Source organism: Streptomyces sp. NBC_00154 (genome assembly GCF_026342835.1).
GTDB lineage: Bacteria > Actinomycetota > Actinomycetes > Streptomycetales > Streptomycetaceae > Streptomyces.
Map to the genome: position 1 here is coordinate 3155403 of NZ_JAPEMI010000001.1, position 15149 is coordinate 3170551.

The window sequence follows — 15149 nt, forward strand, 5'->3', positions numbered from 1 at the left end:
GACCTGTGGACAACTCCATGAGCACCTCGCACCGGCCTGCCTCCGGCCCCACCCCTTGCTTTCGTCGCGCTTCGCCGTCCTCCTTCGTGGGGTCCCCCTACGGGTCCGTACGACTGGAGTCTGATGCGGATCCAACCGCCTGGTCTGACGACCGGTGTGGCCCGCGCCACTACCTTCGAGTACGTGACTGTGATCGCAACCGAAAGCCTGAGCAAGCGGTTCCCCCGGGTGACCGCTCTTGACCGGCTCTCCCTGGACATCGGGCCCGGTGTAACCGGCCTGGTGGGTGCCAATGGAGCCGGCAAGTCCACACTGATCAAGATCCTGCTGGGTCTGTCCCCCGCCACCGAAGGCCGGGCCGCGGTGCTCGGGCTGGACGTTGCCACCAGCGGCGCCGCCATCCGGGAACGGGTCGGCTACATGCCCGAGCACGACTGCCTGCCGCCGGACGTCTCGGCCACCGAGTTCGTCGTCCACATGGCGCGGATGTCCGGGCTGCCGCCGACGGCGGCGCGCGAGCGCACCGCCGACACCCTGCGCCATGTGGGGCTGTACGAGGAGCGCTACCGCCCCATCGGCGGCTACTCGACCGGTATGAAGCAGCGTGTGAAGCTGGCTCAGGCGCTGGTCCACGACCCGCAGCTGGTCCTCCTCGACGAACCGACCAACGGGCTGGACCCGGTCGGGCGGGACGAGATGCTCGGCCTGATCCGCCGCATCCACACCGACTTCGGCATCTCGGTCCTGGTGACCTCGCACCTCCTGGGCGAGCTGGAGCGCACCTGCGACCATGTCGTCGTCATCGACGGCGGCGCGCTGCTGCGCTCCAGCTCCACCAGCGATTTCACCCAGACCACCACGACCCTCGCGGTCGAGGTCACCGACAGCGACACCCACCCGGACGGCACGGACGCACTGCGCCGGGCGCTGACGGCGGCCGGGGTCAGGCTCGTGGGCCGCGACGGCATCGAGGCCGACAGCCTGCCCGGCGCCGGTCACATCCTGCTGATCGAGGCCACCGGCGAGGAGACGTACGACGTCGTCCGCGACAGCGTCGCCGGGCTCGGGCTCGGACTCGTACGGATGGAACAGCGACGCCACCACATCGCCGAGGTCTTCCGTACCGAAGGCACCACAGAGGCCGCGGAGACAGCCCTGGCCGGCGCCGCACAGCAGAAGGGGAGCGGTCACGATGAGCACTGAGACCGGGGCCGTGACCGGGAGCGACAACACCCGGATCCATAACATCGGGTACCGCGCCTACGACGGCCCGCGCCTGGGCCGCAGCTATGCCCGCCGCTCGCTCTACTCGCAGTCCCTGCGGGGCTCCTTCGGACTGGGCCGCTCCGCCAAGTCCAAGGTGCTGCCGATGCTGCTCTTCGGTGTGATGTGCATGGTCGCGCTGATCACCGTGGCCGTCGCGATGGTCGCGCCCGACGCGACGAAGCTCATGATGAAGTACACGGACTTCGCGATCTATCTGCAGGCCGTCATCGGCCTCTTCATCGCTTCGCAGGCACCGCAGTCCGTCTCCCGGGATCTCCGCTTCAAGAGTGTCCCCCTCTACTTCTCCCGGCCCATCGAGCGGGCCGACTACGTCGTCGCCAAGTACGCCGCCATGGCATCCGCCCTGTTCATCCTCACTGTGACGCCGCTTCTGGTGATGTACGTGGGCGCCCTGCTGGCGAAGTTCGACTTCGCCGACCAGACCAAATGGTTCGGGCAGGGGGTGGCGTCGGTGACGCTGCTGTCCGTGCTCTTCGCCGGGCTCGGTCTGGTCGTCGCCGCACTGACACCACGCCGCGGCTTCGGGGTCGCGGCGGTGATCGCCGTGCTGACCATCTCGTACGGAGCGGTCTCCACGGTCCAGGCCATTGCCTGGGAGACGGGCTCGACGGGCGCGGTGCAGTGGCTGGGGCTCTTCTCGCCCATCACGCTGATCGGCGGCGTCCAGACCGCGTTCCTCGGTGCCGCCTCCGCCTTCCCCGGAGGGGAAGGGCCGGGCGCCGGGACAGGTGTGGTGTATCTGATCGTTGTTCTCGCGCTTGTCGCCGGCTCGTACGCCGTACTGATGCGCCGCTACCGGAGGGTCGGGCTGTGACCACCATCGAGATCGACCACACCTCGCGCTGGTTCGGCAATGTGGTCGCCGTCAACGACGTCACCATGACCGTGGGCCCCGGCGTGACCGGGCTGCTCGGCCCCAACGGCGCGGGGAAGTCCACGCTGATCAACATGATGGCCGGGTTCCTTGCGCCGTCGACCGGCAAGGTCACGCTCGACGGCGCGCTGATCTGGCGCAACGAGGCGGTGTACCGGCAGATCGGCATCGTGCCGGAGCGAGAGGGGATGTACGACTTCCTCACCGGCCGCGAATTCGTCGTCGCCAATGCGGAACTGCACGGACTCGGTGATGCGGCGGCGCGCAAGGCGCTGGCCACGGTCGAGATGGAGTACGCGCAGGACCGCAAGATCTCCACGTACAGCAAGGGCATGCGCCAGCGCGTGAAGATGGCGTCCGCGCTGGTCCACGAGCCGTCGGTGCTGCTCCTCGACGAGCCGTTCAACGGGATGGACCCACGGCAGCGGATGCAGCTGATGGAGCTGCTGCGGCGGATGGGCGCCGAGGGCCGTACGGTCCTGTTCTCCTCCCACATTCTCGAAGAGGTCGAGCAACTCGCCTCGCACATCGAGGTGATCGTGGCCGGGCGGCATGCGGCGTCCGGTGACTTCCGGAAGATCCGCCGACTGATGACGGACCGCCCGCACCGCTATCTCGTACGGTCCAGCGACGACCGCGCACTCGCTGCCGCGCTCATCGCCGACCCGTCGACGGCCGGGATCGAAGTCGACCTGGGCGAACGGGCCCTGCGTATCCAGGCGGTCGACTTCGGACGATTCACCACGCTGCTGCCGAAGGTCGCGCGTGAACACGGCATCCGCCTGCTGACCGTCTCGCCGTCCGACGAGTCCCTCGAATCGGTCTTTTCCTATCTCGTAGCGGCCTGAGTAGCGGCCTGAAAGGAGCTGTGAAGCGTCATGTACAACCCCACAGTCGCCCGGCTCACCTACCGGGCCCTGCTCGGCCGGCGCCGGGCCGCGATCCTCTTCGTCCTGCCCGCGCTGCTGATCGTCATCGCCGTGGCGGTACGGATGTTCGCCGGGGCCGATGACCAGGTCGCCGCCAATGTGCTGGGCGGTTTCGCCATTGCCACGATGGTGCCGCTGATCGGTGTGATCGCCGGTACGGGGGCCATCGGCCCGGAGATCGACGACGGATCGATCGTCTATCTGCTGGCCAAGCCGGTGAAACGACCGACGATCATCTTCACCAAACTGATCGTGGCGATCGCCGTGACCATGGTCTTCTCCGCGCTGCCGACATTCGTCGCGGGCCTGATCCTCAATGGCAACGGCCAGCAGATCGCGGTGGCGTACACGATCGCGGCGCTGGTCGCCTCGATCGCGTACAGCGCGCTGTTCCTGCTGCTCGGCACGGTCAGCAGGCACGCAGTGGTCCTCGGTCTGGTCTACGCGCTGGTGTGGGAGGCCCTCTTCGGCAGCTTCGTGCCCGGGGCGCGCACGCTCAGCGTCCAGCAGTGGTCGCTCGCGCTTGCCGAGAAGGTCGGCGGGGAAGGCGCGATCACCTCCGAGGTCGGACTGCCGCTCGCGACGGTTCTGCTGGCGGCGGTAACGGTGCTCGCCACCTGGTACGCGGGCCAGAAGCTGCGCACACTGAAGCTCGCCGGCGAGGAGTGAGCGGGAGTCCATCGGAATCTCTTCACGCCTCATATGCGGCAACCCCCGTCCGGTGGGCGGGGGTTGCCGCATGAGCGGACAGTCGTACGCGTAACTGTCCGTTTATCGGCTCGTTGTTCAGGGAGCGTGGAGGCAACTGGAATCCGTGGCGTCGTAGCGTTCGTGAAATCGGGGATTGCCGATGCCGGTGAGGGAACACCTGCCGGGTCGGTCATTGGGTGAGTGGCAACCGTGAGCGTCCTCCGCCTCTGAAGCCCGGGGGCAGGGCCGTCCATCGTCGGTTTCACCATCGGAAGACATGTCCATGCCCACGGAAGTCGCCCTGCTCGAATCGCGCGTGCTGCGTGTCGAGCAGAGGGGGCACGTCGACGTCCTCGACAGGGTCAAGAGCCTTGTCATGCTCCCGGACGGAATTCATGTCCGCACAGAGGACGTGGCTCGTTATTTCGAAGTATCCACAACCGCCGTCAGGAGGCTCACCGACCGGCATCAGGGTGAGCTCGCGGAGAACGGCATGCGGGTGCTGCGCGGCGCTGAGCTGCGCTCTTTCCATAGCGACATCCTGTCGCTATGGGAGAGGAAGGATAGGGAGAAGCCGGAAAGTTATCCACAGGCGGCCACTCAGCTCCGGCTGTACACCCGCAGGGCCGTGCTCAATGTCGCGATGCTTCTTCGCGACAGCGACATTGCCCGATGCGTCCGTACCTACCTGCTCGACGCCGAGCATGACCTGCGTGCGGGGTACGCCTCGCTCGAACATCGCGTCACCCGGGTCGAGAGTTGCCTCGCCGGAGTCGGCAGCGCTCTCCAGGAGCTCGGGCCGGTCCTCAACCGGATGTCGCACCGGCTGGACAGCCTCGACCGTCGGCTGGACGTCACGCATCAGGTCATCGGCGCCATGAGCGTACGGCTCGGCCACATGTCCGAGGACATCGGCCGCATCGATGGCCGGATGGATGATCTTGCCCGCAACCTGAAGGATCTGAGCCGCCGCAACAGGCAGCGTTGATCCGACGGCTGATCGCGGACTTTCGCTGCCACCCGGAAAATGGGTGGCACCGAAAGTCCGCCCCGGGCACAGTTGTTGGTGCGGCACAGGCCGACAGGAATTTCACAGACCGGGAGAGGAGCGCGGCGATGACCGAGAGTCCGAGTCCGTCGAGTTCCCATCGGGGCGGCCCGGAGCAGGCGCCGGAGTAACCATCACCTCACTCCGCCGAGCCGCTCGCAGCGGGAAGCCCGGGGCGGCCCTTCTGCGCGCATCGCGCGGCCGCCCTCCCGGAGGATTGGCCGAGTGGTAAGGCAGCGGCTTGCTAAGCCGTCGTCGGGGCCTGGACCCCCGCGCGCGTTCGATCCGCGCATCCTCCGCACAGTCACGTCAGCCCAGCCGGCACAGCCAACTCATCTGCGTATCCCGCGCGTCGGTGCAACTGTGCGACCGGCGCAGATGTCTAGAGCAGCCGTTCCAGCACCACTGCGATGCCGTCGTCCTCGTTCGACGCGGTGATCTCGTGTGCCACGGCCTTCAGGTCGTCGTGCGCGTTGGCCATCGCCACACTGTGCTGCGCCCAGGCGAACATCGGGATGTCGTTCGGCATGTCACCGAAGGCGAGCGTGTCCGCCGCCTTCACGCCCAGTCGGCGCGCGGCCAGCGAGAGCCCGGTCGCCTTGCTCAACCCCAGCGGCAGGATCTCCACCACACCGGGTCCTGCCATGACCACGTCCACCAGGCTGCCGACGGCTCCGCGCGCGGCCTTCGCCAGTGCGTCGTCGTCGAGTGCCGGATGCTGGATGTAGACCTTGTTCAGCGGCGCGGACCACATCTCGGTCGGGTCCTCCACGAAGACGGCCGGAAGCGGCCCTTCCTGCACCTGGTAGCCGGGGCCGACCAGCACCTCGCCGTCGAGTCCGTCGCGGCTCGCCGCCAGCGCCAGCGGGCCGACCTCCGCCTCGATCTTGGACAGCGCGAGTCCGGCGAGCTGCCGGTCCAGCGTCAGCGAGGTCAGCAGCTTGTGTTCGCCCGCGTGGTACACCTGCGCGCCCTGACCGCAGACCGCGATGCCGTTGTAGCCCAGGTCGTCCAGGATGTGGCGGGTCCACGGAACGGCCCGACCGGTGACGATGATGTGCGCGGCACCGGCCGCCGTCACGGCGGCCAGTGCCTCGCGGGTGCGCTCGGAGACCGTGTCGTCGTTACGCAGCAGCGTGCCGTCGAGGTCGGTCGCGACGAGCTTGTAGGGGAAGGTCACTTGGCGACCGGCTCCAGAACCTCACGCCCGCCCAGGTACGGACGGAGCACCTCGGGCACCCGCACCGAACCGTCGGCCAGCTGGTGGTTCTCCAGGATCGCCACAATGGTGCGCGGTACGGCGCAGAGCGTGCCGTTCAGGGTGGCGAGCGGCTGAACCTTCTTGCCCTCGCGCATCCGGACGGAGAGACGACGCGCCTGGAAACCGTCGCAGTTCGACGCGGAAGTCAGCTCGCGGTACTTGCCCTGGGTCGGGATCCAGGCCTCGCAGTCGAACTTCCGGGAGGCCGAGGACCCCAGGTCGCCGGTGGCCACATCGATCACCTGGAACGGCAGCTCAAGTCCGGTGAGCCACTGCTTCTCCCAGTCGAGGAGACGCCGGTGCTCGGCCTCGGCGTCCGCCGGGTCGACGTACGAGAACATCTCGACCTTGTCGAACTGGTGGACCCGGAAGATGCCTCGGGTGTCCTTGCCGTACGTACCGGCCTCGCGGCGGAAGCACGGCGAAAAGCCGGCGTACCGCAGCGGAAGCTTGTCCGCGTCGATGATTTCGTCCATGTGGTACGCGGCGAGCGGGACCTCGGAGGTGCCGACCAGGTAGTAGTCGTCCTTCTCCAGGTGGTACACGTTCTCCGCGGCCTGGCCGAGGAAGCCGGTGCCCTCCATGGCGCGCGGGCGGACCAGCGCCGGCGTCAGCATCGGGATGAATCCGGCCTCGGTGGCCTGCGCGATCGCAGCGTTGACGAGGGCGAGCTCCAGCAGCGCGCCGACACCTGTCAGGTAGTAGAAGCGCGAGCCGGAGACCTTGGCGCCGCGCTCCACGTCGATGGCGCCGAGCGCCTCACCGAGCTCCAGGTGGTCCTTGGGCTCGAAGCCCTCGGCGCCGAAATCGCGGATGGTGCCGTGCGTCTCGAGAACGACGAAGTCCTCCTCGCCGCCGACCGGCACGTCCTCGTGGACGATGTTGCCGAGCTGCAGCAGCAGGCTCTTGGCCTCCGCGTCCGCCTCGTCCTGTTCCGCGTCGGCGGCCTTGACGTCGGCCTTCAGCTGCTCGGCCTTCTTGAGCAGCTCGGTGCGCTCCTCGGGCGAAGCCTTGGGGATGAGCTTGCCGAGCGCTTTCTGCTCGGAGCGGAGTTCGTCGAAGCGGACACCGGACGACCTGCGCCGCTCGTCGGCGGAGAGAAGAGCGTCGACGAGTGCGACGTCCTCTCCACGGGCGCGCTGGGAGGCGCGAACACGGTCGGGGTCCTCACGGAGCAGGCGAAGGTCAATCACGCCTCCAGGCTACCGGTGTGCGCTTCCATAGCTCGAACCGATATTGCCGAGCGTGTCACTTTGCCCGAATTGCCGGAATTAGTAATGCTGGGGAACGCTCGATGGCCGCAGTTGATCTTGACTGTCAAATAATGAGCCTCTATTCCCCTAAATGGGGTATTAAGGGGCTCCCATTCTTGACGCACCGACCTTGCGTGGAGCGGGAGTTGGAGGTCGCTTGTCCACAGGGGGTGGTGACCCTCCGAAGTTATCCACAGGCTGTGAAGAAGATCTGTGGACACAGGAAGAGATCATTCCGAAAGCCACATGAAGGCTCATGGATTCCCCGTTCAAACTCGCTTCACACACTCATTCGGGTGGGAATTCCTCGTCCTAGAGAGTTGATCAATGGAATTGAGGTGACACGGGCCGACCTGCGGGTCTGTGGAGGGGTGTGGGGTGACTGGAGCGATTTGTCGACCATGTCGTATTGAGGTGTCGACTTGTCCCCAGGTCGAGAACCAACCCTGTGGATAACTCTGCGGGTTGTGAAAATCGGCATATAGCACCGGTGATGGGCGCACGCCACCGCGGCACGAGGGCCGACACCCTCGATCCCGACTCTCGGCCCCGACCGTCAAGCGCGACTCTGGTCCCGACCGTCAGGCCCGACCGTCCTGATTCCGGGCCAGCCAGTCCGAGGCGTCCGTGAAGTCGGTGTCCGACGTCCCCGCACGCAGCGGCCGCACGTCCTCCGGCGCCACGCCGGCCCGCGGATACGAACCGAGGAACCGCACCTTCGGGCAGATCCGCTTCAGACCCATCAACGCCTCGCCGACCCTGCGGTCCGCGATGTGCCCCTCGGCGTCCACCGCGAAGCAGTAGTTCCCGATGCCCGCACCCGTCGGCCGTGACTGGATCAGCATCAGGTTCACCCCGCGCACCATGAACTCCTGGAGGAGTTCGAGCAGCGCACCGGGGTGGTCGTCGCCCAGCCAGATGACCACCGACGTCTTGTCCGCACCGGTCGGCGCCGCCGGCCGGGCCGGGCGGCCCACCAGGACGAAGCGAGTCTGCGCGTTCTCCGCGTCGTGGATCTCCGTCACCAGCGGTTCGAGACCGTACGTCGCCGCAGCGAACTCACCGGCGAAGGCGGCGTCGTACCGCCCCTCCTGCACCAACCGCGCACCGTCCGCGTTGGACGCGGCCGACTCCCACAAGGCCTCCGGCAGATGGGCCGCCATCCAGTTGCGTACCTGCGGCTGCGCTGCCGGGTGGGCAGTGACCGTCTTGACGTCGGACAGCTTGGTGCCGGGCCGCACGAGCAGCGCAAAGGTGATGGAGAGCAGCACCTCGCGGTAGATCATCAGCGGTTCGCCGGTCGTCAGCTCGTCGAGGGTCGCGGTGATGCCGCCCTCGACGGAATTCTCGATCGGTACGAGGGCTGCCGCGGCAGCCCCGCTCCGTACCGCGTCCAGAGCCGCCGGTACGGAGACCATCGGGACAAGTTCCCGAGTGGCTGCTTCCGGGAGCGTACGGAGGGCGACCTCGGTGAAGGTGCCTTCGGGACCGAGATAGGCGTAGCGCGTGGCGGACATACCGTCACCCTAGTGCGCCGCGGTGGCTCACGACTCCAGCAGCCGCTGACCCACGTACTCCCCGTCCGCCGCGCCGCCCGGCACCGCGAAGAGGCCGCTCGCCTCGTGCCGGATGAACGGCGACAGCGCGTCTCCCCGGTCGAGCTTGCGCTGCACCGGCACGAACCCCTTCAGCGGATCAGCCTGCCAGCAGATGAACAGCAGCCCGGCATCCGGAGTGCCGTCCGCCGCGATGCCGTCGTGGTACGAGAAGGGGCGTCGCAGCATCGCCGCGCCGCTGTTCCTTTCGGGGGAGGAGATCCGGGCGTGTGCGTTGTCCGGGATCAGCAGCTTGCCGTCGGTCCCCGCCTTGTCGAGGTCCATCTCGGTGGTCTCGGTGCCACCGCTCAGCGGCGCACCGTCCGCCTTGCGCCGCCCTATGACCCGCTCCTGCCGGTCCAGCGGGAGCTTCTCCCAGTCGTCGAGCAGCATCCTGATCCGCCGCACGACTGCGTACGAGCCACCGGCCAGCCAGGCGTATTTCGCGTCGTCGCCCTCCCCCGTGTGCGACGGGACGAAGATGCGCCGGTCGAAGTCGCTCTCCGACGGCTTCGGGTTTCCGGTGCCGTCGATCTGGCCCATCAGATTGCGGGCTGTCATCGGCTTGGCCGTGGCGCCGGGGGTTCGGTTGAAGCCGTTCATCTGCCAGCGCACCCCGGCGGTCGTGGCGGCCTCCTTCTGGATGGCGCGCAGTGCGTGGAAGGCGACAAGAGCGTCGTCGGCACCGATCTGCACCCAGAGATCTCCGCCCGAGCGCTTGGGGTCGAGCCGGTCGGAGGAGAACGGCGGCAGTGGGTCCAGCCCCGGCGGCCGATGGGCCGCCAGGCCCGTGCGTTCGAAGAAGGTGTGCCCGAAGCCGAAGGTGACCGTCAGCGAGGACGGTCCGGCGTCCAGCGCGATCCCGGTGTCGTGTGTCGTGCCGTCCGCACTGCCGCCGGCGGTGGGTTCGCCGGCCATCAGCCGCTGGGCCACGGCGGACCATCGGCGCATCAGGGCGGTGGCTTCCTTCCGTCCCGCGCCGGGTGCCAGATCGAACGCGACGAGATGGCCGCGCGCCTGAAGCGGAGTGGTGATCCCCGGTTGATGTTTCCCGTGAAACATTGCCCGGGCCGTGCCGATCGTCGCCAGCGCGGTCGGCTCGTCGGATCGGGTCGCGGCGTAGCCCGTCGCGCCACCCGCCGCGCCCAGCACCAGTCCGGCCGCACCGGCTGCGCCCACACTGCCGAGGAGCCGCCGCCGGGAGAGGTCCCCCGTGGCGGCCTCGGCTCCGGCATCCGTGCCGGGCTTGCTGCCCGCACCGTTCTTGCTGCTCGAGCCGCGCTTGCTGTTCGCGCTGCTCATGCTGGTTCCGCTCATGATCCTGCTCAGCCGATCTTCACGTTCTTGGCGATGGTGGTCTGATCGATGTCCGACGTACGCACGGTCACCGCGATCTTCCAGTTGCCCGCCATCGGGATCTGGACGCCGCTCGCCGTCCAGTGCCCCTCGGTGAGCCGGTCGGGGACGACGGGCAGCGGACCGATGTCCTTGGACGCGAGGGTGAAGGCGAGCTTCACCTCGGGGACGTCCATGGGCTGTCCGTCGGGGCCGTCGATCCAGATGTGGAGCCCGTTGGCGCCGGTACGACCGGGGTCGATGTCCATCCGGACCGTCCCCTTGCCGTTCCGGCCGCCGGTGTCGAAAGGCAGGCTCACCGCGAGGGGGCCTGCGGTCGTGGGCGCGGATGCGACCGTCGAGGTGCGGGCCGCTTCCTCCTCGGTACGTCCGGGCTCGGTCGAGGTCAGCACGGTCGTCACCGCCAACAGCGCCACCGCGACCCCGACTTCCGCCAGTACCGAGCGGCGGAGCCCGGACCGATCGCGATCGGCGTCGCGGATCCGCTTCTTCGTGGCGGTCGCCACGGCGGCCTTCTGCCGGGCGAGTTGGGTGGCCCGTGCGGGATCCTCGGGCACAGCCACCGGCTCGGTCTCCACAGCGGCCCCGGTATCGGCGTCAGCGGTGCCGGCGCCCGTGCCCTCCGCCTCCGTCGTGCCCGCACCGAGGCGAGCCGTCCACCGCCGCGAGATCCAGGCGACCCCGACCAGGACGGCGACGAGCCCCACCTTCAGGAGCAGCAGCTGCCCGTACCGGGTACCGGTCAGCGCGGACCAGGAGCCGACCTGCCGCCAGGACTGGTAGAGCCCGGTCGCGGTGAGCACCAGCACACTGCCGAACGCGATACGGGAGAAGCGGCGTACGACCGTGACTTCGATGTCCGGCGTCCGGTACAGCGCGACCAGCAGCGCGGCGAGGCCGCCCAGCCATGCGGCGACGGCCAGCAGGTGCAGTACGTCGACCGGCATCGCGATGCCGGGCTGGATCCCGGTCGAGGCGTGTTCGGCCAGCGCCCATGTCCCGGCGATCCCGGCGGCGATGACCGCGCCGCCGATGGCCAGCCCGAAGGTGAGGTCCTTCTTCTCCCGCCCGTCCTCGCGCTTCGCGTACGCCCCGAACAGCACGGCGATGAAGAGCGCGGCGGCGCCGAGCAGCAGCAGCCGGGAGACCAGCGCGGCCCCCGGCTTGGTGTCGAGCACGGTCTTCAGGCCGTCCAGGTCGAAGATGTCCGCGAGCTTTCCGGAGCCGGTGTACGGGTTGCGCAGCAGCAGCATGGCCAGGGTGGCCGTGGTGAGCGTCATCCAGCCGCGCACGACGAGGCGCTGCAGCGGGCGGGCGCTCGCCCCGCGCTGCCAGCAGGCCAGTACGAAGGCCGCGCCACCGGCCAGCAGGATGAATCCGGCGTACGCGGCGTAGCGCGCGATGCCGTAGAGCGTGCCGACCAGGCCGCCTCCGGCCTGGTCCGTCGGCAGGGCGACGGTGGTCTTGGACGGGGCGCCGATGGAGAAGGTGAAGGCGCCGGAGACCGGGTGGCTGTCCGCGGAGACGGCCTGCCAGGCCACGGTGTACGTGCCGTCGGGCAGCCCTGTGTGCAGCGGGACGCCGTACTTCACGGTGGAGCCGCTCTGCAGGTCCCGTGGTTCCGCACCGGTATCGGCGCGTTTGCCGCTGGGGTCCAGGACCCGGACGGAGTCGTCGCCCATGGCGACCTGTTCGGAGAAGGTGAGCGTGACCTCCTTGGGGGCGGTGGCGACCACCGCCCCGTCCTGCGGATCGCTCCCGGTGAGCGCGGCATGCGCGGACGCCGGTCCCGCGCCCCCCAGCAGCAGGCCGAACACCATGCCGACGAATGCGGCGAGGAGTGCGGCAGCGGCGAGTGGCCGGCGCATCGGGGACGCGGACGGGGTCGGCCCGAAGTGCGGGGCGGTGGCTGTCATGGAGTGTCAGTCCCTCACTGCTTCTTCGGGTTGTGGGTGGTCTCCTTCACGGGAAGATCGACCTTGATGGGATCGGCCTTCTCGAAGTGCAGCTCGACGGACACCTTCTCGCCCTGCCTGGGCCGCTGCTTCAGTTTCATGAACATGATGTGGTTGCCGCCGCGCTCCAGGTCCAGCTCGCCGCCCGCGGGCACCTCGAAGGACGTCACCATGCGCATCGTCTGGTTCGTCGTCCGGTGGATCGTGACGTCGTCGGAGAGCGGGCTGGTGACCGAGGTGAGCCGGTCGGAGCTGTCGCCGCTGTTCTGTACGACGAGGAAGCCGGCCGCCATGTCGTTGACGGGTTGCGGCATGAACGCACCGGTCACCTTCAGTTCGGGCTTGCCGCCCGAGGACGAGCACCCCGCCAGCGTCAGCCCGGTGGTGAGGGCGACGACGCCGGCGAGGACGGTGCGGCAGTTCACGGGTTCTCCCCCTTGATGATCTTGGGGAGGTCCTTGGTGTAGTCGTCGGGCGTGGTGTCCTCGCTGTACAGCACATACCCCTTGTCGGTCTTCGGGGAGAACGCGATGACCTGCGACCCGTGCATCGAGACGACCGTGCCGTCCTTCTCCTTCTTCGGAGGGTCTATGCCGATGCCGATCTGGCGTGCGCCCGCCTGGATGGTCGGGAAGTCGCCGGTGAGACCGATGAAGGAGGCGTCCTGGGCCCGGAGCCAGCTGCCCAGCGAGGACGGGGTGTCCCGCTCGGGGTCGGTGGTGACGAAGACGACCTGGAGCTTCTCCTGGTCGGCCTTGGGCAGGGACTTCTTGGCGATGGCGATGTTGCTCATGATGAGCGGGCAGACGTCGGGGCAGTTGGTGTAACCGAAGTAGATGAGCGTCGGCTTGCCCTTGGTCTGCTCGCGCAGGTCGTACTTCTTGCCGTGGGTGTCGGTCAGGACGAGGTCGGGCTTGGTGAACGGCTGGTCGAGCACCGTCGCGGCCTTGGTCTTCGCCTGGGCGGAGACGTCCGCGAGGGGCTTGTTGGGGTCGTCGCTGCTGCCGCAGGCCGACAGGGTGAGCGCGGCCGCGGCGACGAACGCCGCGGCCAGCACTGTCTTCTTACGCATGGATTGCTGATTCCTGGTGGGTCGATGGTTCGGTGGGGCCGGAGGGTCAGGCGGTGCGCCGGCGGCCGGCCAGGACGCCGAAGGCGACCCCGGCGGCGCCGATGAGGATGCCGACGATGCCGAGGACCCGGGCCGTGGTGTCACTGGAGGACGACGACGCGGACGACGCCTCGGTGTGCTCGTCCTTCGCCCGGTCGGCGCCGGCCTTGTCGTCGGCGGCGCCGTGCTCGTCGGTGGTCGCGGCGGTCAGCTTGAGAACCGGCGCGGGGCTCTCGGGCTCCTCGGCGCCGTCCTTCTGCTCCTCGATCCAGCGGACGACTTCTTTGTTGTCGTACGTCTGGATGGCCTTGAACACCAGTTGCTCGGCATCCTCGGGGAGCTGACCGACGGAGAGCGGGAACTGCTGGAACTGGCCCGGGCGGATGCCGAGGTCGCTCTTGCCGCCCTCGGCGGACCAGGTGACCTTGGAGACCGCCTCGTTGATCTTGTTGCCGTGGACCTCGAGCGGCTTGGCGAGCTTGCTCTTGGTGACGACGATCTTCCAGCCGGGCACCGGCTGCGGCATCACGGAGGCGAGCGGGTGGTCGGTCGGGAAGTTGACCTCGAGCTTGGTCGTCGAGGCGTCGTCGCGCTCGTTGGGGACCTTGAAGTTGATCGTGGCATAGCCGCCCTTGGCGGCCTCGCCCTGCGGCTGCACGCTGACGTGCGCGGAGGCCGTACCGGCAAGGATCAGCACGGTGGACGCGGCGACGCCGCCGGCGAGGGCGATGCGGGAAACGTTCATGGCAGGAATCACTCCACTGAAGCACGAAGGAAAGGTGGTCCGACACGCGGATGCGCGACGGCATCGCGACACCGCTTCCTCACGTGCGGCGTGCCTGCACCGAGCCGGGCGGCCACCGCATGGCGGGCGCCGAGCGGTGACTGCGGTCGAGTCGTGCGTGCAACGAGCGGAGGGTGTCGCGTCAGGCTGCGAGGGTGAATACGGGTGGAGGCCCGCGCCTGATCACCAGGTGCTGCAGTGGATCGCCGGTTGCGGGAGCCGGGGCGTCGACAGCGGTACGGGGGATGCGCGGCCCGGTCGCCGGTTCGCCCGGGAGACCGCACAGTGCCCGTACGAGAGCGAGCGCGGCCCGCAGCGCACGCAACCGGGCCCCGGCCATGAGCTGCTTGGCGCGGTGCGCCGACAGCCGGACCAGCCGGAACAGTGCGATTTCGCCGCGCCGCAGCAGCCAGCCGGTGGCCAGCGCGGCCAGCAGGTGGCCGAGCAGCATGGGCAGGCTGGGCAGTAGACCGGCGAGCGCGGCCGGGTCGGTCACGGCGGTGACCGCCGCTCCTGTCCCGGTGGCCATGTGCTGATGGCCCTGGTCCACCGCCGTCACGGTCGCCGGATCGATGCCGGCGTCGGTGACGATGCGGTGGGCGGCGGCGGCGTTCAACTGTTCCGGTCCTGCGCCGCAGACGAGGCCTGCCGCGAACCGGATCAGTGAGCGGTCGCCCGCCGCGTCGCCCGTCGTCGTGCTGGGGACGCCGTGCGAGCCGAGGCCGAAGAGAGTGTGCAGAGCGATCTGCCCGCCGGCCAGGGCGGTGGCGATGGACGGCATGGAACGCTCGCGTCCGGCGAGCGGCGCCACCACCGCGAAGACCCCGAGGAAGCCTGCGAGCAGCGTCCACCAAGGAACGGTCGCGCAGGAGGCCAGTGTGTGCCCTGCCGCGGACAGCGCGACACAGGCCGCGGTGAACACCGCGGCCCTCAGTAGCCGCAGACCGGCTCCGGCGCGTGCGACAGGCGTAGACATGGCCGGGTCATCATCGCACTGCGCCCCCGG

The 15149-nt window shown here is 68.7% G+C and carries 14 protein-coding genes and 1 tRNA gene; 6 read left to right on the forward strand and 9 right to left on the reverse strand.

Translation table 11 applies throughout. The features are described from left to right. The first annotated feature begins 228 nt into the window (after nt 1-228). From OHA03_RS14140 to OHA03_RS14165, 6 genes are all read left to right on the forward strand, one after another. The gene (locus OHA03_RS14140) at nt 229-1203 is read left to right on the forward strand and encodes an ABC transporter ATP-binding protein (RefSeq protein WP_030929939.1); all 975 of its coding nucleotides are present in this window, start codon (nt 229-231) and stop codon (nt 1201-1203) included. Then, nucleotides 1193-2101, forward strand: a complete 909-nt coding sequence (locus OHA03_RS14145) for an ABC transporter permease (protein ID WP_267004204.1) — start codon at nt 1193-1195, stop codon at nt 2099-2101. The genes OHA03_RS14140 and OHA03_RS14145 overlap by 11 nt, the downstream gene beginning before the upstream one ends. Next, nucleotides 2098-3009, forward strand: coding sequence for an ABC transporter ATP-binding protein (locus tag OHA03_RS14150; protein ID WP_267004206.1), 912 nt, complete (start codon nt 2098-2100; stop codon nt 3007-3009). The genes OHA03_RS14145 and OHA03_RS14150 overlap by 4 nt, the downstream gene beginning before the upstream one ends. Before the next feature lie 30 nt (nt 3010-3039). Continuing rightward, the gene (locus OHA03_RS14155) at nt 3040-3759 is read left to right on the forward strand and encodes an ABC transporter permease (RefSeq protein WP_267004208.1); all 720 of its coding nucleotides are present in this window, start codon (nt 3040-3042) and stop codon (nt 3757-3759) included. 304 nt (nt 3760-4063) lie between these two features. Further along, on the forward strand, nt 4064-4768 hold the full coding sequence (locus OHA03_RS14160) for a hypothetical protein (RefSeq protein WP_267008047.1): 705 nt from the start codon (nt 4064-4066) through the stop codon (nt 4766-4768). Between the two features lie 271 nt (nt 4769-5039). Beyond that, nucleotides 5040-5127 (forward strand) — tRNA-Ser (locus tag OHA03_RS14165). 83 nt (nt 5128-5210) lie between these two features. Here OHA03_RS14165 and OHA03_RS14170 read toward each other — a convergent pair. From OHA03_RS14170 to OHA03_RS14210, 9 genes are all read right to left on the reverse strand, one after another. Next, nucleotides 5211-6008 (reverse strand): HAD family hydrolase, encoded by a 798-nt coding sequence (locus OHA03_RS14170; RefSeq protein WP_267004210.1) that lies wholly within the window; start codon nt 6006-6008, stop codon nt 5211-5213. After that, nucleotides 6005-7282, reverse strand: coding sequence for a serine--tRNA ligase (serS, locus tag OHA03_RS14175; protein WP_267004211.1), 1278 nt, complete (start codon nt 7280-7282; stop codon nt 6005-6007). The genes OHA03_RS14170 and serS overlap by 4 nt, the downstream gene beginning before the upstream one ends. A 641-nt stretch (nt 7283-7923) precedes the next feature. Next, entirely contained in the window at nt 7924-8859 is a 936-nt protein-coding gene (gene pheA / locus OHA03_RS14180; protein WP_267004213.1) for a prephenate dehydratase, read from the reverse strand. A 27-nt stretch (nt 8860-8886) separates the two neighbouring features. Continuing rightward, nucleotides 8887-10254, reverse strand: coding sequence for an iron uptake transporter deferrochelatase/peroxidase subunit (gene efeB, locus OHA03_RS14185; protein ID WP_267004215.1), 1368 nt, complete (start codon nt 10252-10254; stop codon nt 8887-8889). Nucleotides 10255-10262: 8 nt separating this feature from the next. Then, nucleotides 10263-12209, reverse strand: a complete 1947-nt coding sequence (locus OHA03_RS14190) for a copper resistance protein CopC (RefSeq protein WP_267004217.1) — start codon at nt 12207-12209, stop codon at nt 10263-10265. 14 nt (nt 12210-12223) lie between these two features. Beyond that, complete coding sequence (locus OHA03_RS14195; RefSeq protein ID WP_267004219.1) at nt 12224-12673, reverse strand: copper chaperone PCu(A)C; 450 nt, start codon at nt 12671-12673, stop codon at nt 12224-12226. After that, the gene (locus OHA03_RS14200; RefSeq protein WP_267004221.1) at nt 12670-13320 is read right to left on the reverse strand and encodes an SCO family protein; all 651 of its coding nucleotides are present in this window, start codon (nt 13318-13320) and stop codon (nt 12670-12672) included. Before OHA03_RS14200 ends, OHA03_RS14195 begins: the two co-directional genes overlap by 4 nt. A gap of 46 nt (nt 13321-13366) precedes the next feature. Then, nucleotides 13367-14104 carry a YcnI family protein gene (locus OHA03_RS14205; RefSeq protein WP_267004223.1) on the reverse strand — a complete coding sequence of 246 codons (738 nt, stop codon included), beginning with the start codon at nt 14102-14104 and terminating at the stop codon, nt 13367-13369. Between the two features lie 181 nt (nt 14105-14285). Beyond that, nucleotides 14286-15119 carry a hypothetical protein gene (locus tag OHA03_RS14210; RefSeq protein WP_267004225.1) on the reverse strand — a complete coding sequence of 278 codons (834 nt, stop codon included), beginning with the start codon at nt 15117-15119 and terminating at the stop codon, nt 14286-14288. Nucleotides 15120-15149 lie beyond the last annotated feature (30 nt).